Source organism: Dokdonella sp., assembly GCF_036518555.1.
Lineage (GTDB): Bacteria > Pseudomonadota > Gammaproteobacteria > Xanthomonadales > Rhodanobacteraceae > Dokdonella_A.
On the sequence record NZ_DATDMY010000135.1, the window covers coordinates 12320 to 31238 of the forward strand.

Below are 18919 nucleotides of genomic sequence, written 5' to 3' on the forward strand. Positions count from 1 at the left end.
TGCAGATCGAATTGTTCCGCGTCGCGCACGATACGTGGTTTCGCTCCGGCGCGCTCGCAACGGGCCGAGCCGGAAAGTGGACGGAATCCGCGCGCAGGACGCGACGAGCCATCGCAGGTCGGAGCACGCCGCACGCACGGCGGAACACGCCGTGGTCCAATCGCGACGCGCCTCGAACGTCCGCCTCCCGCCCCGTCATGCATCGCCGAGGCGGTCACGGTGCACGTTGCCCTGCTCCGCCCGCGATCGCCGACGATGACCCGCGCGCAGCGCGAAGGCGCAAGCCGCGGTCCGCCGCCGAGACGCTGCATGCCTCAGGCGTCGGAATCCGGTTGTTGTCCCTCGGGTTCGAGGTCGCGCGCAGCACGTCCTTGCCGCTCGTCGCGACCGGCGACGATGATGCGCGCGTGGCGTTGGTACGTGAAGTACGACCAGATCCACTCCGCCATGACGACGGCGCGATTGCGAAAACCGATCAGGAAGAACAGGTGCGCCCACAACCAGAAGAACCAGGCCGGCGCACCGGAGAAGCGCACGCGACCGAGATCGACGACGGCCGCCATGCGACCAATCGTCGCGAGGTTGCCGTAGTCGCGATAGCGGAACGCGCGCGTCGCGCGGCCTGCGAGCCGGTTGCGGATCATCGCCGCCGCGTGCGCGCCCATCTGCTTCGCGGCGGGCGCGACGCCGGGCACGGCCTTGTCGTCGTGCATCACGCTCGCGAGATCGCCGACGACGAACACGTCGGGATGCGACGGCAACGAAAGATCGGGCGCGACGCGCACGCGGCCGACGCGGTCGACATCGGCGCCGAGCTGCATGCCGAGCGGCGACGCGGCGACGCCCGCTGCCCACAGCACGGTCCGCGCATCGATACGCTCGTCGCCGAGCTCCACGCCGCGGGCGTCGATTGCGGTCACGGCCCGGCCGAGATGCACGCTCACGCCGAGGCGTTCGAGCTGGCGGCGGGCGCGCTCGGACAGCGTCGCTGGCATCGACGGCAAGACGCGCGGCCCCGCTTCGACGAGATGGATCTTCGAGCGTCGCGGATCGCTGTGGCGGAACTCCTGCGGCAGCGCATGGCGCGCGATCTCGGCGAGCGTGCCCGCGAGTTCGACGCCCGTGGGCCCCGCGCCGATGATCACGAAGTCGAGCCATTCGGCCTGCTCGCGCGCATCGGGCGCGCGTTCGGCCGCCTCGAACGCCTCGAGCATGTGGCGGCGGATCTGCAGCGCGTCGTCGAGCGTCTTCAACCCCGGCGCATGGCGAGCCCATTCGTCGTGGCCGAAATACGCGTGCCGCGCGCCGCTCGCGACGACGAGGTAGTCGTAGTCGAGCGTGCCGCCGTCGAAGCGGACCCGGCGCCCGGCGACGTCGATCTCGCGCGCGACATCCATGCGCACGGTCACGTTGCGCTGCCGGCGCAGGATGTGGCGCAACGGCGCGGCGATATCGGGCGAGGAAAGGCCCGCCATCGCGACCTGGTACAGCAAGGGCTGGAACAGATGGTGGTTCGTGCGATCCACGAGCGTCACGCGCACGGGCGCCGTGGCCAGTGCGCGCGTCGCCCACAGTCCGCCGAAGCCGCCGCCGACGACGAGTACGTGGGGTAACGCGCGTTCCGTCATCTCGTGTTCGCCTGGTCCACGGCGCTATTCTGCCCGAACGCGTTCCGGCTTCGCGCGCAGCGCGAAGCGGTCGAGCGCGACCAGCAGCAGGCCCGCGCCGACGAACAGGACGGCGATCGCACCGGCGTTGCGCAACACCCGTGCAATGCCGAGCGCATCCACGTCGATGAACGGATACGGATACTCGTGCACCCAGGCGCCGCGCAGCAGGCTCCAGGCGAAGAACGCGGCCGGGAACAGCAGCACGCGCAGAGGATCGGTCCATCGCAGTCGCCCGTGCGGGACGCAACCGACCCACCAGGCGAGGTAGAGAACGGGAACGACGTAGTGCAATGCGACGTCGGCGACGAGCTGGAGCCCGCGCGGCGACCAGGTCGACGCGAGGAGGACATGATAGATCGCGCAGACGATCGCGATGCAGAGCGCGGTGCCGCCCTGCACGCGTGCGCTGGTGAAGACTCGATGCCAGGCTCCGTCGCCGCCGCGGGCCGCGGCGCTCGTCGTCAACGCGACGGCCAGGTTGCCGAGGATCGTGAAGTAGCTGAAGTATCGCAGCGTGCCGAGGCCGGGACCGATGCCGTTCCAGGTGGCGGCGAGCAGCAGGATGTACTGCAGCGCGAGCGCCGACCATGCAATCGCCGCGACGGCAAACGCGATCCGGCGTCGCGCGAATGGACCGTTCATGTTCACCCTGCCGCACGTGGCATCGGTTGCCCTGCGCTGCCATCATAGGCCGCCCCGTGCCGGCAAGTGAACGCAATGGTCGATCCATCTCTCCCGCACGCGCGCGTCGCGGCGCGCGCCGAGGTCCGCGTCGGCATCGGTGGCTGGACGTACGCGGCATGGCGCGACAATTTCTATCCCGCCGGACTCGCGCAGCGACGCGAACTCGAGTACGCGAGCCGACACGTCTCCACGATCGAGGTCAACGGCACCTACTACGGCGCGCAGAAGCCGTCGACCTACGCCAAATGGCGCAGCGAGACGCCCGACGGATTCGTGTTCTCGCTGAAGGCGCCACGCTACGGCACCGACCGGCGCGTGCTCGCCGATGCAGGCAAGGTCGTCGACGCATTCGTGCACGGCGGGCTCGCGGAGCTCGGCGATCGACTCGGCCCGATCAACTGGCAGCTCTCGCCCGACAAGGCGTTCGAGCGCGACGACGTCGCCGCGTTCTTCGACCTGCTGCCGAAGGAACTCGATGGCCTGCCGCTGCGGCACGCGCTCGAAGTTCGTCACGCGTCGTTCGCGTGCGACGGGTATCTCGCGCTCGCGCGCGCGCATCGGGTGGCCACGGTGTTCGCGGATTCGCCGACCCATCCCTCGTTCGCCGACGTCACCGGCGATTTCGTCTACGCGCGCCTCATGCGCAGCGAGGCCGCCCGCGCGACGGGCTATGCGCCGCCCGCGCTCGACGCGTGGGCCGAACGCGCGCGCGCCTGGGTCGCGGGAGGCGAGCCGGCGGATCTGCCACGCGTCGCCGCAGCGTCGCCGGCCGCCGGAACGCGAGACGTGTTCATCTACTTCATCGGCGCCGCGAAGGAACGCAATCCCGCCGCCGCAATGGCGCTCCTGTCACGGCTGTGACAGCGCCGGCGCGATCGGCTGCACGCGCGGCAGCCACGGCCGCAGCGACACCGACCAGATGTTGTAGTTGCCGTCGTCCCAGGCGAGCATGCGCACGCCGTCGATGCGCGCCTGTTCGCGCGTTCGCGGAAAGGCCACCGGCACGACGCGCTCGCTGCTGAAGTACAGCGTCGCCCGGTCCGGCCCCAGTCGCGGCTCGGCGTCCGACCCGAGGCTGTTGACGCGATCGCCGAGCCAGACCGGTTCGGCCCAGGCGTCGCCATCGCGGAACGCGATGAACAAGTCGATGCCGCGACCGGGCTTGCGTCCCGAACCGAACACGACGAACGACTCGTCGGGCGCCACCGCCGGATCGACATCGGTCGCGCTGCCGTCGCTGAACGGCAGCGGCTTCGCCGTTTCGTACAGGCCGTCGCGCAACTGCGAACGGTACAGCCGGAACTTGCCGCGCGCCGGATCGGTACTCATGAACCACAGGCTGCCGTCGGCCGCGATGCTCGGCGCGAAGGTCGATGTGTTCGGATTGACCGCGTCGGGCAATCGCTCCGGCTCGCCCCAGCCGCGGCCGCGCCGTTCGACGCGCCAGAGATTGCCGCCCTTCTGCGTGGAACCGTTGTAGGTCGCCTCGATCGGCGCCTGGCCCGCGCTCCCGGGGCGGTTCGACACGAATACGAGCCAGCTGCCATCGGGAGCGAACGCCGGTTCCATGTCGTTCCATTCTCCCGAGAACGGCGCGACTTCGGGTTCTGACCAGCGACCGTCGCGCCGGTGCGACACGACGATCGTCGATTGCGCGGCATTGCTTCGCGTGAAATAGACCGTGTCGCCGTCGGTCGTGAACGCGGGCGCCGAATCGTGCGCGGGCCCGGAGATCGTGCCGGGCGCGAACACCGTCGGCGACGCCGGAGGCGATTGCGCCCCGGGTCCCGGATCGGCAGCGGCCGCGCCCGTCGCTGCCAGCAGCGCGCATGCCAACGTCGCGTCGGCCATCCTCCACAGTGTCGCCATGAGTCCCTCGGGGCTGCGATGAACCATCATCGACCGCGTGCGACGGCGCGGGTTCCCGCGTTCAGATCGACTGCCACGGGTGCAGGGCCATGCACGCGTCGAGTTGCTCGTGCAGTCGCGAATCGGGGGAGAACGGGGTGTCGTCGATGCACGCGATCGGCATGACCGCGCACGAGGTATTGGTGAAGAATGCGGCGCGGAATGCGCCGAGATCCCCGAGATCGACCCTGCGCACGTCGATCGGCATGCCGCGCCGCCGCAGGCCATCCTGCAGCAACTGCATGGAGATGCCTTGCAGCGCGGGCGCGTCCGGCCAGACGACGCGCTCGCCGTCGAAGAAGCCGACGTTCCAGATCGAGCCTTCCGCGACTGCACCGCCGGCGTCGACGAACAACGCGTCGTCGTAGCCCGCCGCCTGCGCGAGTCGCTTCTGCAGGAACAGCCCGAAGGTGCCGACGTGCTTGATGTGCGGCGCATCGCGCTGGTAGCGCACGCTGCGCACGCGCAACGGCCGCGGATCGAGCGTGCGCGCCGGCGCCGTCGCAACGAGTACGTCGGGGGTCGCGGGCGCCGACAGCCGGTCGCGATCGAGTGCACGCGAAAACACGGTCACGCGCAGCGACAGTACCCCACGCGTGCCGGCGACTGCCTGACGCATCCAGCCTCGCGTCGCGTCGACGTCGAGCTCGGCCGCGAACAGCTCGCGCGTGGCCCGCCGCAGGCGCTCGAGGTGCAAGTCGAGTCCGCGCACGCCGCCGTCCTGCACCTGCATCGAACTGAAGTGGCCGTAATTGACGAGCGCGAGCGCACGCAGGCCATCGACGTCGACCGGTCGACCGTTGAGTTCGGTGCGCGTGCGCATGCGATCTCCGCTTCGAATGCCGCCTGTTGACGCTGCCGGGACAGGCCCTAAGATGCAGCTCCCCCCGGCATTCTCCCAATACGTGGCCACGCTGTCTCCCGCGACGAAGGCACAGCCGCAGATCCATGCCTGCGTGCTCCTCTGGGGCTTCACCGCGATCCTCGGCAAGCTCATCACGCTCGACGCGCTCGCGCTGGTCTGGTGGCGCATGCTGTTCGTGATCTGCGCGCTCGCGCTCGTCCCGCGCGCCTGGCGCGGCCTGCGCCGGCTCAGGCCGCGCCTGCTGGCCGCGTATGCGGGCATCGGCGTGCTGGTCGCGTTGCACTGGCTCACCTTCTACGGTTCGATCAAGCTCGCCAACGCGTCCGTCGGCGCCACGTGCATCGCGTTGGCGACGCCCTTCACCGCCCTGGTCGAGCCGAAGCTCGCCGGCAGGACGTTCTCGTTGCGCGAGCTGCTGCTCGGCATCATGGTGCTGCCCGGCGTCGCGCTCGTGGTCGGCGGCGTCCCGGGATCGATGCGCCTCGGCATCGCGGTCGGCGCCCTGTCGGCGCTGTTCGTCGCCCTGTTCGGCTCGCTCAACAAGCGCTTCGTCGAGCACGCGGATCCGCTCTCGGTGACCGGCCTCGAGCTCGGTGCCGGCGTCGCCGCGCTCACGCTGCTCACGCCCGCGTTGCCGTACGTGTTCCCCGTGCTCGCGGGCGACCCGTTCGCCCTGCCCGGCCAGCGCGACGTCGCCCTCCTGCTCCTGCTCGCTCTCGCCTGTACGCTGCTGCCGTTCTCGCTCGCGCTGGTCGCGCTGCGGCACATGAGCGCATTCGCGGCGCAGCTCGCGACGAACCTCGAACCCGTGTACGCGATCGTGCTCGCGGCGATCCTGCTCGGCGAACAGCACGAGCTGACGCCGACGTTCTACGCCGGCGCCGCGATCATCCTCGGCGCGGTCTTCGTCCATCCGTTGCTGCATCGCCCGGCGCCGATCGCCCACCCGGAGGTGCTCGGCACATCCGAGGCCCACCATGCCGACTGACGGTCGTTCAGAACAGCGCCGACAGGAGCATGAGCAGGCCGACCAGGGATACCGCCCAGATGGCCGTGCGCAGGAAAGGAACGCCGATTGCATACGCAGGCACGTACGCGACCCGCGCCCAGAAGTACAGCTGGGCCCCGAGCGCCGTGTGCGCATCGGTGCGCTGTGCCAGGGCAAGCGCGAGCACGGCGGCCGCGAAGAACGGGAACGTCTCGAGGAAATTCTTCGCGGCGCGATCGAGCCGTCCGGCGACCCCTGTGAGCGGCGGCGGCGAGCCGTCCCGCGGACCGACGTTCCAGAGCAACCCGCGTTGCGCGGTCACCAGGCTTGCCGCCGCGAACACCTGCACGAGGCCCAGCACGATCGACCAGGCCAGCATCTCGAGTTCAACCGACATCGTCTCGTCTCCGGTGATTTTCTGAAGGCTCCCTGCACGCAAGCCGTGGCGACGTCGTGCGTGCGGCCAATCTAGCATGCCGCGCCGAGTGCGGCCCGTCGGTTCCGACGCCGCACGCCGCTGTCGCCTGCGACGTCGCTTCCGCTTCCTCGGGCCGCGGGCGAGCATGGAGTGGCCGAATGTCGATCTAGGCGTCCCGGATTCGTCATGAAGATGCGGCGGACATCGCCGCGCGAACCCGGGTATCCGCCATGTCCTACATCGATGGTTTCGTCGTTCCCGTGCCCAAGGGCAAACTCGCCGCCTATCGCCGCCTCGCGCGCAAGGCGGGCAGGATCTGGCGCGAGCACGGCGCCCTGCACTACGTCGAATGCGTCGCCGACGACGTCAAGCCGGGTAAGGTCACGTCCTTCCCGCAGGCGGTCAAGCTGAAGCCGGATGAAGTCGTCGTGTTCAGCTGGATCGTTTACGCGTCGCGACGCGAACGCGATCGCATCAACAAGAAGGTGATGTCCGACCCGCGGCTCGGCATGACTCCCGCCGACATGCCGTTCGACGGCGCGCGCATGTTCTGGGGCGGCTTCAAGCCGATGATCGAACTCTGATCTCGCCGCGATGCGCCTTGCTACGGTTGCAGGCGGCTCGCATGGCTCGCGGCGAGCTTCCAGCGGCCGCCGCGGCGCACCCAGGTATCGGTGTAGGCGAAGTCCGTCGCGAACGCGTCCTTGCCGGAGGTGCCGCGGACCGTGGTGACGCCGGTCACGATGGCGGCGTCGCCGAACCGTCGCACGCTCTGGCCGTGGTTGCGGAACACATCGTAGCGCGGTTCACGGCGCTCGATCTCGGCGATGGTCCGCACATAGCCGGTGACGACGCCGTGCGAGTCGGTGAGCGTGAATGTGTCGTCGAGACCGGCGCGCGCGGTCGCCGCGTCGCCGCTCTCGAACGCCCGGCAGAGCTCGGCCTCGATGCGCAGCAGCTCGCGGATGTGAGCGGCATCGAGCGCCGTGCGATCATCCGCGGCCGTCGCGCTCGCGACGCACAGGGCCAACGCGACCGTCCAGGCGAACCTGCGCATCGTCGGTGCTCCATTCGGCCGCTGGGATGCGCAGTGTAGGCGCGATGGCTGCCGCGTGCGTGACGCTGCTTGCTCGATCGCTAAACCCTGCCGATGTGGCGCGCATCGAACGGACAACCCAACCGACACGCAACGGACCGCCCCTTGAACGACCTGCTGCAGCGCCTGGCCGCGCTCTGCCTTACCGCTTCGCTGTCGCCCGACATCGCTGCCGCCGCGGCGACGACATCCGCCGCCCCGGCGCCGCTCGCGTTCGTGCACGTCAACGTCGTGCCGATGGACCGCGAGCGCGTGTTGCGCGACCAGACCGTGATCGTCGGGGGCAACCGGATCATCGCGCTCGGAGCCGCGATCGAACCGCCCGCGGGCGCGGTGGTCATCGACGGTCGGGGCACGGCGTACCTCGCGCCCGGACTCGCCGACATGCACACGCATTCGGACAGCGCGCGCGACATGGCGCTGTATCTCGCCCATGGCGTGACGACGGTGCTGAACATGGGCGAGGCCTCGAACGAATTCCTCGCCCAGGTGCGCCCGGCGATCGAGCGAGGCGAGAAGCCGGGTCCGCACGTGCATGCCGCGTTCCTCGTCGATGGTTCGCCGCGCTACGGGCATTTCACGGTGACGAACGCCGCCGAGGCGCGCGCGATCGTGCGCCTCGCGAAAACCAATGGCTACGAGTTCATCAAGGTCTACAACAATCTTTCGGCACCCGCGTTCAAGGCACTCGTCGACGAAGGCCGCCGCCGCGGCCTGCCGATCGTGGGACACGGCGTTACCGCGGTCGGCATCGAGCGCCAGCTCGACGCGGGCCAGCTCATGGTCGCCCACACGGAAGAGTTCCTCTACACGTGCCTGCTGCAACCGCGGCCCGGCCGCACCGACCCGGTGCCGGACGAGACCCGCATCCCGCGGGCGATCGCCGCGGTGCTGCGCAACAACGCGTTCGTGACGGCGGACATCTACACGTATGCGACCATCGCGCGGCAATGGGGCAAGCCGGAGGTGGTCGAGCAGTTCCTGCACGCAGACGCAGCGCGCTACGTGTCGCCCGATCGCCGACTCTCGTGGCGACACGCGGGCTACGCGGAACGCACCGGCAGCCTCGACGACAACCTTGCGTTCCTGCGCCGTTTCACCAAGGCGATGAGCGACGCCGGCGTCGCCCTCGTTGCCGGCACCGACGCGCCGACGATCCCGGGCCTCGTGCCCGGCGAGTCGTTGCATGACGATCTGGCGGCGCTCACGCAGGCGGGCCTGTCGCGCTTCCAGGCGCTCGCGACTGCGACGCGCACGCCTGGGCTGCTGCTGCATCGGGTGGCGCCGACGGCGATCGAGTCGGGCACTGTCGGGATCGGCCGGCGCGCCGACCTCGTGCTGTCGGAGCGCAACCCGCTCGACGACCTGTCGACGTTGCGCCGGCCGCTTGGAGTCATGGTCGACGGCCGCTGGCACGATGCGACCGAGCTGCGCACCACGCTCGCGGCGATCGCGGCCGACTACGCGGACGCCGGCGCGACGCCATGAATCAGGTTCGCCGCGCGTCGCCGTCGGGCGGTGCCGTCAGCGCGTAGACGCGGTAGAGCCGAGATTCCTTCTCGGCCAGGTATTTCTGCAGCACGCTGCGCGCTTCCGCGATCAGCTCGTCGGACGGCATGCCCGGGCGTGCACGCGAGAACAGGCCCTCCACGAGTCGCATGAAATGTCTGACGAGCGCGTTGGCGTCGCGGCGCAGCGCCGCGACGGCAGCAGCGCCTTCGTGATCGTTCGCCATCCGGCGCGCTATCGTCGGATAGAGACGCAGCGCTTCGGTGCGCTGCACGTCGTGAAGCTGGCGCGCGCAACGCGAGATCGCGAGGGCCGCCGCATCGAAGGAACCGCGCCGACCCGCGTGCAGCGCGACCGAGTAGCTCATCATCGCCTCGCGATTCGCGCGCTTCAGTTCGTCGATGAGCCGCGGATCGTGGCGCAGCGACACGGTCCGGGCGCCCGCGCCTGCCGAATCGACTCCTGCGTGCGCGTCCGCCTTGCCCAGCATGGTCCACACTCCGTAGCAGACGTCGGGCACGCATGCGACAACGCGCCGGAGCGGGACGCGGCGGCATCCGACCCGGTGCCGGGCGGGTCGGATGCCACCGGCCCACCTGCACGTCGACGGTTGCCTTCCTGCCGTCGATCCATCCGATGTTCGCCGGAGCGGACGCTCGCTCGCGACGAACCTGTGCGTGCAGGCAACTCGACGCGGAAGGTCCCTCGCCACGCGTTGCGTGCGAGTGACGCTAGCAATCGGCGGCGGCGCCGATCAAGTCGCCTGAGGCTTTAGCGACGCTAACAGCAGCGGGCAACGCCGGCCCCGTGCCGATGTCCTGCCGGAGAGACGGGCGCTCGCGCGACAGCGCGGAGGCTGATGGGGTTCGCGTGGTTCCCGGGCTGCGGGTCGCTCAGCGTCGGCCGGGGCGCACTTCCTCGAGCAAATTGACGAGCATCTGCTTCGCGCGTGGCGACAGCAGGCGGAATCGCTCGAGCAGCACCTCCTCGGTCCAGTCCTGCGCGTAGATGTCGAGCTTGAGAGCGGGTATCGAATCCGGATGGGGCCTGCGCTGGCGGCGCTCGCCTCGGCCGGTCGCGAGCCACTCGAAGCTCACCCCGGTTGCGGCAGCGATCTCCTGCAGGCGCGGCGTGCCCGGGCTCGTGCCGTTCGGATGCTCCCACTGCGCGGCGGCACTCGGCGTGACCCCGACGCGCTCGGCGAGCGCCGTCTGGGTGAGTTTCGCGTCGCGTCGCGCCACGCGGATGCGGCCCGCGAGCTTGACCCGGTCGTCCGAAGCCGTTCTTGAAATTTTCATGCAGCACCGATGTATTCGAAGAGTGACTATATACAGCGCGATGCGGAACTCTAGGACACCGGAGCCCAGGTTGCCATCGTTTTTCGTCCGCGGGATCCGCCGCCTCGACCGGGTCAGGACCCGGCGGGAAACACCGGCGGATCCTGCAACCATTCGCGCAACAACGACCATGCGAGCGGTGGACTCACGTGGTAGCCCTGCACGAGGTCGCAGTGGTACCGGCGCAACTGCTCCATGACCTCGCGCGACTCGACGCCTTCGGCGACGACGCTGCGCCCGAGCTCATGGCCGAGGTCGATCGTCGATCGGACGATCGCCGCGTCGCGTTCGTTCACGAGCATCTCGGCGGTGAACGAGCGATCGATCTTCAGTTCGGTGAACGGCAGGTGGCGCAGGTGCATGAGCGACGAGTAGCCGGTGCCGAAGTCGTCGATCGCCAGGCCGACGCCGATCTCCCGCAGGCGCTCGAAGATGTCGGTGGCGAGCACCGCCTGTTCGAGCAGGCTGCTTTCGGTGATCTCGACCGTCAGCCGGCTCGCCGGCAGGCCCTGGCCGTCGAGCTCGCGCGCGATGAACTCCGGCAGGGTCGCATCGCGAAGAGTGTGCGCGGCCAGGTTCACCGAGACGCCCGCGTCGACGCCGGACGCGATCCACGCGCTGCAGTCGCGAATCGCCGCGTGCAGGACCCAGCGCGCGATGCGGTCGATGAGGTCGCTCGACGAGACCAGCGGCAGGAATTCATCGGGCAGCAACAGGCCGCGCTCGGGATGGTTCCAGCGCAGCAACGCTTCGGCGCGCGCGACCTTGCCGCTGCGCAGGTCGATCTGCGGCTGGTAGTGCAGTTCGAACGCTTCGCCGCCGATGGCGGCGCGCAGTTCGTTGACGAGCCGTATGCGTGCCGGCGAGTGCGCATCCTGCTGCGGGTCGTACACCATCGCTCCGGCACGCGACCCTTTGGCGGCGTACATCGCCACGTCGGCGCGGCGCATCAACGTGGTCGGGTCGGTACCGTGCTCGGGGCACCTCACCATGCCGATGCTCGCGCCGACGACGAGCGTGTGTCCTTCGATCTCGAACGGCTCTTCGAGCGCGGCCAGCAACATCGTGGCCGACCGCCCCGCCGTCGACGGATCGCTCGCATGCTCGAGGACCACGGCGAACTCGTCGCCGCCGAGGCGCGCGATCGTATCGGTCTCGCTCAGCCGCCCACGCAGCCGCGTCGCGACCTCGGCCAACAGTGCGTCCCCGGCGAGGTGACCGAAGGTGTCGTTGATTTCCTTGAAGCCATCCAGATCGAGGAACAGCAGCGAGAAGCCCCTTCCGTACCGACGCATGCCCGTGATGCATTGCTCGATGCGGTCGTGCAGCAGCACGCGGTTCGGCAGCCCGGTCAGGGCGTCGTGCAGGGCCTGGTGCCTGAGCGCGTCGAGATGCGCCTTGCGGTCGCTGACGTCGCGCAGGATCGCGATCCAGTGCGGCGCGCGGCCGGCCTCGTTCGGGACCGGCATCGCATGCAGCTCGAGCGCATACACGGACGCGTCCGGTCGCAGCGCGATCGCTTCCGCCTGGAACGGCTCGCCCCGCCGCACGCTGTCGACGAGCGCCGTGAAGGTCGCTTCCTCGCCCGTCGCGAGGCGCAGCTGCGCGAGGGACCGCCCGACCACCTCGTCGGACCGGTATCCGGTGATGCGCGAGAACCCGTGATTGACGAAGACGACGCGCAGCGGGTCCTCGTCTTCGTGGACCTCGAGGATGACGAAGCCTTCGGTCGCGTTCTCGACCGCCGAGCCGAGCAGGCGCAGCTGTTCGGTCGCGCGCTCGAGTTCCCGTGCGCGCGTGTGCACGCGCGCCTCGAGCTGCTCATTGGCCTGTCGAAGCTCATCCTCGAGCCGCTTGCGCTGGAAGAACTCGGGCACCACGCCCTGCCCGCCCGATGCATTGGCGACGTGCCCGCCGCCTGCGCGTGCATGGCGCTCCAGATGCGATTCGATCCTCGACGGTGGCGCCATGATGAACCGGCAATGTCTGCCGCCCGCCGCAAGGCATTCCACCTCCACCGAGACGAGCGGCAGCCCGAAACTCTGCTCGCACCATCCGGACGAATAGCCCGCGCTCATGATGCAGACCGGCGTTTCGCTGCGCTTGTGCTTGGCCAGCCACGAGTGCGATTCGAACGAAAACGGATGGTCGTACAACAGGAAATAGTCTTCGTTGGGCGTCGGTTTCGATTCGGGCAAGATGTCGACGAACGCCCATCCCGAAAACGCGAAATGGATCGGTCCCGCGGAGAGGTTGGCGATCGGATCCCCGAGCGACATCTTCTCGCCGAACGCGCGGGCGTCCGCGCGACCGATCGCGTGCGCCAGGTCGAACAACAGGTTGTTCGCGACGGCTCGAGCTTCGTCGGCGCCCTTGTCCTGGTAGAGCTTCATCACGAGCTCGACGAACTCGACCGAGAGCGAGGCGGCGCGCAGCAGCACGTAGCGCTCCCCTGCGATCGAGATCGTCGCGGTGTCCGGATGTTCGACGCGGTCGGCGAAGTAGCGCGTGACGAGCGCCTGCGCGCTCAGGAACGGCGCTTCGAACTCGGGCGGAACCTTCACCGTGGTGAGACGGTCGGTCGCGCGATCGGGCGCACCGGAAGCCGTGTGCCGTCGGAGCTCGGCCTCGAGTTCGGCAATGCGCGCAAGGAGCTGCTCGCGCGTCGGTGCCGCCGAATCCGAGGACGCGGGTACGGCCGACATCGGCGGCTTCGCACGCTCCGTTCCCATGCCCCCCGGCCCGAGGTCCGCGACGACGCCAGTGTAGAGCATGGCGCGCCGGGCGGGGCGGCGGTATGCCGCCGCTGTCCCTGGCGGCGGCGGGGCGACGGCGTGCCTCAGTGCACGGACGACTTGCCTTGCAGCTCGCCGCCGGAGCGGCCGTTCTGGCTCGCAGGACGCCACGCGAGAATCTTGTCGAACGCGAGGGGCAGGCCGTAGACGTCGACGAAGTCGTCGTTGCGATAGACCGCGTCCTGCCATTCGCCTTCACGCAGCTTGACCTGGATCTTCTGGCCTTCCATCGGCAACTGACTGTTCATGCGTACTCCTCGCTGTGTGTACGGCGCGAACGTAAGCGAGGCCACCTAAGCGGCGCCTGAAGCGGCGGGCGAGGCCGTTCAGGGCGCGGTCGGATTCGTCACGGCTCGAAGCCGCTGCGGAAGATCGGATCGGGCTGGCGCTCGTACGCGCCGATGTCGACCGCGCCGGCACGCGGCGCACCGCGCTGGTCCGTCGGCGGGGCGCCGATCGCCGTTCCCGCATCGATCGCCGGGCTTCCGGTCGGCAGGGCGGCCGTCTCGGTCGGGCCGCCGTTCGCCGCGGGCACGGCAACGCCGGCATTCGCGAACACCGTCCCCGGAGCCGCGGCGACTTCGGTCTGGCCTGCGGCGGGGCGTTGCAGCGGCCACTGCAGGTTGGCCGTACCGTTCGCTGCCGGATGCAGGACCGCCCACGGGTTGTACGCGTTCCCGCCGACGTTGTCCTGGAACAACACGTTGCGCAACGTGAGCGGCGCGCCGCTGTCATTGGCGATTCCGGCGGCGAAGCAGACCGCACACGGCGCTGCGTTGCGCGCGATCGTGACGTTCTGCAGCGTCAGTGCGGTCGCGGCCTCGATCGCCATCGCGCCACCAAGGCCGCCACGTGCGAGGTTGCCGTCGAAGGTCGAGTTGACGATGCTGCCCGTGAGCGACCCGCCGTAACCGAACAGTGCGAGCCCGGCGTAGCCGTTCGCCGCGTTGTCGCGGAACATGCTGCCGCTGATCGAGATCGGGCTGCCCTGGATATACGCGCCGCCTGCGAGCTTGTCCGACGCGCTGCTGACGTTGTGCTGGATGGTCGAGTCCTGTATGCGCGTGTACGACGCATCGCCGTAGGTGACCGTGTAAAGGCCGCCGCCATATGCGTTCGCCTCGTTGTCGCGCAGCCTTACGCGGCAGAGGTTGAGATAGCGCGCATCGCCATCCACGCCGATCGCTCCGCCATTGCCGCCATTGCCGGGGTTGCCGCCGCTGCCGGTCGCGAGATTGCCGTTGAAGCTGCTGTCGTAAAGGTTCACTGTCTTCGAACCGAGCGAGTACAGCGCGCCGCCGTTCGATCCCGTGTTGCCGTCGAACTGGCTGCGCACGATCGCGAGTTCCGCGGCGCCGACGACATAGATCGCGCCGCCGCCGTCGTCCTGGGCCGCGGCGATCGCGCGGTTGTTCGTGAAGCGCACGTCGAACAAGCGCAACGTCACCGCCTGCCAGGGTCCGCCGGTCGCCTTGTAGACGCCGGCGCCGCTCGCCGATGGCGTGCTGCCGTCGGCGATCGCGCCGTGCAGAAGGACGAACGCGTAGGTCTGGCTGGACGGATTCTGCACCTCGATCACGCGCCGCGCGTTGCCGCCCGAGAGGGTAGCGCCGCCGAGGTCGAGCATGGTCGCGCGCGTGACGCGCAACGTGGCGTCGAGCGCGAGCGTCGACGCACCGACGTCGACGCGGATCGCGCCCCCCGCGTCGAGCGCCTGCTGCAGTTGCGCGCGAGTCACGCTACCCGCGCTGCCGTCGCCGAGCACGGTCGGTGCGACGAGCGGCGGCGCCGACGGTGCAACGCAATCGAAGTCGACCTGCGCCACCCCGATGCACGGCGAGACGACGGCGAGGAGGGAAAACAGCCCCAGCCTGCGCTTCGCGCCCGCCGACGCCATGTCGATCGCCTCGTTCCTGTCCATGCATGCGATGGTAGGCGTGCTCCCGCCGCGCAGGCGTGACGGCGTCGTGGAAACCCTCCCCGAAGTCCATGCCGGCGCCCGCCGGACGCGCGCTCCCGGCGTAACCCCGCAGTGGCCCCGCCGCGGATCGTCGAAAGTGGCGCTGTCGCCGTCATGACCGGCGCGCAAGACTCGGATGGATCGGACGGCGGGCGCGCCCGACGATGTCGCTCACCGTCCGCCTCGGGGCCCGCATGAGAGTCACGTCCAGCTTCGCCGTGATGTTCGCCGCCGCAGCCGTCGGGAATGCGCATGCCGTCGCCGATGAAGCGCCGCCGTTCGTCTACGGCTACGTCCAGATCATGGACAACTATATCGGTCGCGGCCTGTCGCAGAGCGTGGGCGACCCCTCGGTGCAGGCCGAAATCGACTTCAATCCCGGGGCGGGCGTTTACGGCAACCTGAGTGCGGTGCGCATTCGATGGGTCGACCGCGTGACGCCCGGCAACCATGTGCCCTTCGAGGTCGACGGCGTGCTCGGCTATCGCTGGCTGTTCGATCGCGACGGCGAAATCCGCGCCGGAATCCTGCAGATGCAGTTCCCGGGGCGCTACATCGCGCATGCGCGACGACCGGACACGACCGAAGTGTTCGCCTTCATCGGCTGGCACGGTCTCAACGCGCGACTCAACTACGATGTGACCGAGTCATTCGGCACGCCCGGTTCGCGCGGATCGTGGTACCTGGACACCAACGCGAACTGGCGGCCCGCATCGGACTGGAATCTCGCGGCGCACGTCGGCCGCCGCCATTCGAACGGCGAAGACCCGTCGACGGGTGCGAGCAATGGAAGACGATTATCGTACACGGACTACAAGCTGTCGGCGACGAGGTCGTTCGCGCACGCAACCAGCGTCACGGTCGCATGGTCGCGAACGACGGCCGATCCCGCGTACTACACGCTCGACGGCTATCGCGTCGGCGGCCGCCATGTTTCGGTCGTGCTCGAAAAGGATTTCTAGTGGCGGCGCCCGCGCATCCCCGCCGCGGGCGCCGGCACGGATGTCACATCTGCAGCGACTGTTCGACGTCCTGGGCACCGCGACGCGCGAGCGCGAGGTTCGACTTCGCCTTGTCGAGCACGAGATAAATGAACAGGCCCGCCTTCGCGGCGACCGGGCGGATGATGTGGTACTGCTTGCCGAGCGTGATGAGGATGTCCTCGATCGCGTCGGTGAGGCCGAGCGACTTCATCGTCTTCATTTTCGCGCGCACGACCTCGGTGTTGCCGGCCGCCGCGAGATCGAGGTCGAGGCCCGTCCCCGCCTTGCCGAGCAGCATGCCGCTGTTGGCGTCGACCACTGCGGCACAGAGCGCGCCGTCGACCTCGAGCAGCTTCGCAAGACTATCGTTGATGTTCGCCATTTTCCTGTCTCCGAGACATCGGTTTTGATCGCCGCGGACGGTGCCTCATCCGCTCGCGGCTCATGGATCCAGCAGTTTTCCGAGCGCCTGGCAGCAGCGTTGCGTCGCCCACAGCAGTTGCCCGAGCACGGCATCCTTCCCCGCGACGACCGCGAGTGACATCGAACGGCTGCTGCCGACGCGCATGATCGTCACCGCGCCGCGGTCGCTCTCGATGGTCGTGCGTTCGAAGTCCCCGAGTCCCGCTTCGCCTGACAGCGCAGTGCCGAGCGCGGCAAGCGAACTGCCGATCGCGGCGAGACGCGCGGAAGCGGCGGCATCCGCCGCATGCGAGGCGATCTCGAAGCCGTCGGCGGAGAACAGCACGGCGCATTGAACGCCGGCGACTTCGCCGTAACCTTCGAGCACCTTGCGCGCGAGTTCGCGCGACACCCTCGCGGGGCGCGCCTTCATGCGACGGCTCCATGCGTCGCGTGCGACGCGAGGATGCAGACGAGCGTCCTCACGAGCATCGTGACGTCGGCACGCCGGCGCACGTCGACCGAGAGGACGGGAGCCACGATGCCTCGCGCGTCCAGGCGCGCCGCGAACGCATCCGTACCCTGGGAATCGGGCAGGTCCGTGCGGCCGACGCCGACCACGAGCGCACCGTGCACGACGTGCGGCAGGAACGCATCGACGAATACGTCGAGCTGCACGAGCGCTCCCGGCTCGCTCGCGTCGAGCAGGATGATCACGCCCGCGGCGCCGCGGCCGAGGATGTCCCACATGAACCGATAGCGCGGCTGACCCGGCGTGCCGTACAGCCGCACGATGCTGCCGTCGGCGAGCGTGATGCGACCGAAGTCGAAGCCTACCGTGGTCGATTCCTTCGCGTTCGCGACGCGATCGGAGTTCTCCACCTCGGTATTCACCGGCTCCACTTCGCTGATCGCCGCGATCGCCGTCGTCTTGCCCGCACCCATGGGGCCGGTGAACACGATCTTGAACTCTTCAGCGTCCACATCGCTCATGCGGCAAGCCCCAGGTGTCGCCGAAGGCCGCCGAGGAACCGGTCCCAGCCACCTTGCAACCGACCTCGCGTAGGCGCCGCCTGCGTCGGCTCGCCGGCGTTCGTCGCGAGCAATCCGGCCAGCGATGCCGCTGCAAGGAAGCGATGCACGTCAGCCATCGACTGTCCGCTCGCCTGGGCCATCGCCGATGGCGTCCACGCGCGCACCGTGCTCATCGCGCACAGCTCCAGCAGGCCCGTCGACGCACCGAGGCGACCGACGTCGGGCCAGCGACGCAGGCGGTAGGCCGCTGCCGGATCGAGCCATGGCGCCAGGTTCACCGCACTCGCCAGGCCCACCTGCCACGCGAAATCGCACACCGCCAGCGCGACCGACGTGGGTGGAGGCGCCGTGCCGGCGGGATGGAAGGCGGCGAGTTCGAAGTCGCCATGGCGCAACCGCGCGACCAGGTCCGCCCCGACGAGGACCCTGCCGCGTCCGAGCCAGATTTCATCGCCGAGCGACGTTCGCGCCACGTGCCAGCCCAGCGTGCCCGCCTGCGGCATCAGTGCCCGCAGCGATTCCGCGCCGGCCCACAGACTCGAGTTGCCGCGCTCTCGCGGAGGTGAAGCCGCCAGCAGGTCGGCGACGTCGTCGAGCACCGACAGGAGTTGCATCACCCGGAACGGATGGCGCAGCACGAACGTCGCCGGAGGCCAGCTGCCGCGATCGTCGGTCACGAGCACGACGGGTTTTCCCGACCCGCTCCATGCAGCCAGCGCCTCGTCGCTGCCCGCGGACGAGGCGAACAGCACGTCGGCTTCCGCGACGCCTGCGAGCCGCCATCGGGCTTTCGATCGTCCAGCGACGATCTGCAACATCGAGTGGAAGGCGTGTGATGTGTCCGCCGCGAGACCCAAGTCGCAGATCTTCAGGATTTGCATGCGATGCCTCCCGCCGCGTTCGCGCCGCATCGCGCTCGGCCGCGGCCGCCTCCACGGCAGATCCTTGCAGGAATCGTCCCCATCCGACGTCGCCCTCCCCCGAGTGCTCGAATCGATCGGCGCGTCGATCCGTGTCGACGTCGCTTCATCCAGCGCCGCGGCGCGAATCGCCACCCGCGATTCCCACCTGGGCCCCGTCTGCGACGATCCGTGCGATGCAACGCGCGCACCATGTATACGGCAATGCATGTAGAGTGCGAAACAGGATGCAGCGATCTCGGGCGGAGCGTGGAGAACGCCGACAGTGCCGCTGCGATCACAGCATCATGCGCGCGCCGCGATCAGTGCGGCTGCGTGCGGCGGCGGACTCGCACCGGCCCTGCGCGAG

20 protein-coding genes are annotated in these 18919 nt (G+C 69.2%); 5 read left to right on the top strand and 15 right to left on the bottom strand.

Translation table 11 applies throughout. The features are described from left to right. Window positions 1-314 precede the first annotated feature (314 nt). Window positions 315-1628 (bottom strand): NAD(P)/FAD-dependent oxidoreductase, encoded by a 1314-nt coding sequence (locus VI238_RS08225; RefSeq protein WP_331650297.1) that lies wholly within the window; start codon window positions 1626-1628, stop codon window positions 315-317. A 24-nt stretch (window positions 1629-1652) separates the two neighbouring features. After that, a complete protein-coding gene (locus VI238_RS08230; RefSeq protein ID WP_331650299.1) occupies window positions 1653-2312 on the bottom strand; it encodes a Pr6Pr family membrane protein in 660 nt (219 codons plus the stop codon). 75 nt (window positions 2313-2387) lie between these two features. Between VI238_RS08230 and VI238_RS08235 the strand changes: the two genes are divergently transcribed. Further along, window positions 2388-3215: a DUF72 domain-containing protein gene (locus tag VI238_RS08235; RefSeq protein ID WP_331650301.1), complete on the top strand. Its 828-nt coding sequence runs from the start codon at window positions 2388-2390 to the stop codon at window positions 3213-3215. Here VI238_RS08235 and VI238_RS08240 read toward each other — a convergent pair. Then, complete coding sequence (locus VI238_RS08240) at window positions 3204-4223, bottom strand: hypothetical protein (RefSeq protein ID WP_331650303.1); 1020 nt, start codon at window positions 4221-4223, stop codon at window positions 3204-3206. The two genes, VI238_RS08235 and VI238_RS08240, sit on opposite strands and share 12 nt — an antisense overlap. 61 nt (window positions 4224-4284) lie before the next feature. Beyond that, a complete protein-coding gene (locus VI238_RS08245; RefSeq protein ID WP_331650305.1) occupies window positions 4285-5085 on the bottom strand; it encodes an aminotransferase class IV family protein in 801 nt (266 codons plus the stop codon). A 52-nt stretch (window positions 5086-5137) separates the two neighbouring features. Here VI238_RS08245 and VI238_RS08250 point away from each other — a divergent pair, with 52 nt between their 5' ends. Then, window positions 5138-6115 (top strand): DMT family transporter, encoded by a 978-nt coding sequence (locus VI238_RS08250; RefSeq protein ID WP_331650307.1) that lies wholly within the window; start codon window positions 5138-5140, stop codon window positions 6113-6115. 7 nt (window positions 6116-6122) lie between these two features. Here the strand turns inward: VI238_RS08250 and VI238_RS08255 are convergent, their stop codons facing one another. Further along, window positions 6123-6512, bottom strand: a complete 390-nt coding sequence (locus VI238_RS08255; RefSeq protein WP_331650309.1) for an MAPEG family protein — start codon at window positions 6510-6512, stop codon at window positions 6123-6125. 251 nt (window positions 6513-6763) lie between these two features. Here VI238_RS08255 and VI238_RS08260 point away from each other — a divergent pair, with 251 nt between their 5' ends. After that, a complete protein-coding gene (locus tag VI238_RS08260) occupies window positions 6764-7117 on the top strand; it encodes a DUF1428 domain-containing protein (RefSeq protein ID WP_331650311.1) in 354 nt (117 codons plus the stop codon). 20 nt (window positions 7118-7137) lie between these two features. Here the strand turns inward: VI238_RS08260 and VI238_RS08265 are convergent, their stop codons facing one another. Continuing rightward, window positions 7138-7590 (bottom strand): nuclear transport factor 2 family protein, encoded by a 453-nt coding sequence (locus VI238_RS08265; protein WP_331650313.1) that lies wholly within the window; start codon window positions 7588-7590, stop codon window positions 7138-7140. A gap of 144 nt (window positions 7591-7734) precedes the next feature. On the opposite strand from VI238_RS08265, the gene VI238_RS08270 reads away from it, so the two are divergent. Then, window positions 7735-9117 (top strand): amidohydrolase family protein, encoded by a 1383-nt coding sequence (locus VI238_RS08270; RefSeq protein ID WP_331650315.1) that lies wholly within the window; start codon window positions 7735-7737, stop codon window positions 9115-9117. A gap of 1 nt (window position 9118) precedes the next feature. On the opposite strand, the gene VI238_RS08275 is transcribed toward VI238_RS08270, so the two are convergent. The 5 genes from VI238_RS08275 to VI238_RS08295 form a co-directional block, all read right to left on the bottom strand. Then, window positions 9119-9628 (bottom strand): hypothetical protein, encoded by a 510-nt coding sequence (locus tag VI238_RS08275; protein ID WP_331650317.1) that lies wholly within the window; start codon window positions 9626-9628, stop codon window positions 9119-9121. A gap of 403 nt (window positions 9629-10031) precedes the next feature. Then, window positions 10032-10436: a helix-turn-helix transcriptional regulator gene (locus VI238_RS08280; protein ID WP_331650319.1), complete on the bottom strand. Its 405-nt coding sequence runs from the start codon at window positions 10434-10436 to the stop codon at window positions 10032-10034. A gap of 113 nt (window positions 10437-10549) precedes the next feature. Further along, window positions 10550-13180, bottom strand: coding sequence for an EAL domain-containing protein (locus VI238_RS08285; RefSeq protein WP_331650321.1), 2631 nt, complete (start codon window positions 13178-13180; stop codon window positions 10550-10552). Between the two features lie 134 nt (window positions 13181-13314). Continuing rightward, on the bottom strand, window positions 13315-13518 hold the full coding sequence (locus tag VI238_RS08290; RefSeq protein ID WP_331650323.1) for a hypothetical protein: 204 nt from the start codon (window positions 13516-13518) through the stop codon (window positions 13315-13317). Window positions 13519-13616: 98 nt separating this feature from the next. Continuing rightward, a complete protein-coding gene (locus VI238_RS08295) occupies window positions 13617-15191 on the bottom strand; it encodes a choice-of-anchor Q domain-containing protein (protein ID WP_331650325.1) in 1575 nt (524 codons plus the stop codon). A 233-nt stretch (window positions 15192-15424) separates the two neighbouring features. On the opposite strand from VI238_RS08295, the gene VI238_RS08300 reads away from it, so the two are divergent. Continuing rightward, window positions 15425-16192, top strand: coding sequence for a TorF family putative porin (locus tag VI238_RS08300; RefSeq protein WP_331650327.1), 768 nt, complete (start codon window positions 15425-15427; stop codon window positions 16190-16192). Window positions 16193-16235: 43 nt separating this feature from the next. On the opposite strand, the gene VI238_RS08305 is transcribed toward VI238_RS08300, so the two are convergent. The 4 genes from VI238_RS08305 to VI238_RS08320 are packed head-to-tail and all read right to left on the bottom strand — an operon-like array spanning window position 16236 to window position 18705. Then, window positions 16236-16595 carry a hypothetical protein gene (locus VI238_RS08305; protein ID WP_331650329.1) on the bottom strand — a complete coding sequence of 120 codons (360 nt, stop codon included), beginning with the start codon at window positions 16593-16595 and terminating at the stop codon, window positions 16236-16238. 60 nt (window positions 16596-16655) lie between these two features. Then, the gene (locus VI238_RS08310; protein ID WP_331650331.1) at window positions 16656-17048 is read right to left on the bottom strand and encodes a roadblock/LC7 domain-containing protein; all 393 of its coding nucleotides are present in this window, start codon (window positions 17046-17048) and stop codon (window positions 16656-16658) included. Beyond that, window positions 17045-17608, bottom strand: a complete 564-nt coding sequence (locus VI238_RS08315) for a GTP-binding protein (RefSeq protein ID WP_331650333.1) — start codon at window positions 17606-17608, stop codon at window positions 17045-17047. Before VI238_RS08315 ends, VI238_RS08310 begins: the two co-directional genes overlap by 4 nt. After that, window positions 17605-18705: a hypothetical protein gene (locus tag VI238_RS08320; protein ID WP_331650335.1), complete on the bottom strand. Its 1101-nt coding sequence runs from the start codon at window positions 18703-18705 to the stop codon at window positions 17605-17607. Before VI238_RS08320 ends, VI238_RS08315 begins: the two co-directional genes overlap by 4 nt. Window positions 18706-18919 lie beyond the last annotated feature (214 nt).

Coding starts and splice junctions, on each gene's coding strand:
- VI238_RS08295 (WP_331650325.1), bottom strand. CDS start 15,191: ATGGACAGGAACGAGGCGATCGACATGGCGTCGGCGGGCGCGAAGCGC.
- VI238_RS08250 (WP_331650307.1), top strand. CDS start 5,138: ATGCAGCTCCCCCCGGCATTCTCCCAATACGTGGCCACGCTGTCTCCC.
- VI238_RS08265 (WP_331650313.1), bottom strand. CDS start 7,590: ATGCGCAGGTTCGCCTGGACGGTCGCGTTGGCCCTGTGCGTCGCGAGC.
- VI238_RS08260 (WP_331650311.1), top strand. CDS start 6,764: ATGTCCTACATCGATGGTTTCGTCGTTCCCGTGCCCAAGGGCAAACTC.
- VI238_RS08255 (WP_331650309.1), bottom strand. CDS start 6,512: ATGTCGGTTGAACTCGAGATGCTGGCCTGGTCGATCGTGCTGGGCCTC.
- VI238_RS08310 (WP_331650331.1), bottom strand. CDS start 17,048: ATGAAGGCGCGCCCCGCGAGGGTGTCGCGCGAACTCGCGCGCAAGGTG.
- VI238_RS08225 (WP_331650297.1), bottom strand. CDS start 1,628: ATGACGGAACGCGCGTTACCCCACGTACTCGTCGTCGGCGGCGGCTTC.
- VI238_RS08285 (WP_331650321.1), bottom strand. CDS start 13,180: ATGTCGGCCGTACCCGCGTCCTCGGATTCGGCGGCACCGACGCGCGAG.
- VI238_RS08315 (WP_331650333.1), bottom strand. CDS start 17,608: ATGAGCGATGTGGACGCTGAAGAGTTCAAGATCGTGTTCACCGGCCCC.
- VI238_RS08235 (WP_331650301.1), top strand. CDS start 2,388: ATGGTCGATCCATCTCTCCCGCACGCGCGCGTCGCGGCGCGCGCCGAG.
- VI238_RS08240 (WP_331650303.1), bottom strand. CDS start 4,223: ATGGCGACACTGTGGAGGATGGCCGACGCGACGTTGGCATGCGCGCTG.
- VI238_RS08300 (WP_331650327.1), top strand. CDS start 15,425: ATGAGAGTCACGTCCAGCTTCGCCGTGATGTTCGCCGCCGCAGCCGTC.
- VI238_RS08305 (WP_331650329.1), bottom strand. CDS start 16,595: ATGGCGAACATCAACGATAGTCTTGCGAAGCTGCTCGAGGTCGACGGC.
- VI238_RS08290 (WP_331650323.1), bottom strand. CDS start 13,518: ATGAACAGTCAGTTGCCGATGGAAGGCCAGAAGATCCAGGTCAAGCTG.
- VI238_RS08275 (WP_331650317.1), bottom strand. CDS start 9,628: ATGCTGGGCAAGGCGGACGCGCACGCAGGAGTCGATTCGGCAGGCGCG.
- VI238_RS08230 (WP_331650299.1), bottom strand. CDS start 2,312: ATGAACGGTCCATTCGCGCGACGCCGGATCGCGTTTGCCGTCGCGGCG.
- VI238_RS08280 (WP_331650319.1), bottom strand. CDS start 10,436: ATGAAAATTTCAAGAACGGCTTCGGACGACCGGGTCAAGCTCGCGGGC.
- VI238_RS08245 (WP_331650305.1), bottom strand. CDS start 5,085: ATGCGCACGCGCACCGAACTCAACGGTCGACCGGTCGACGTCGATGGC.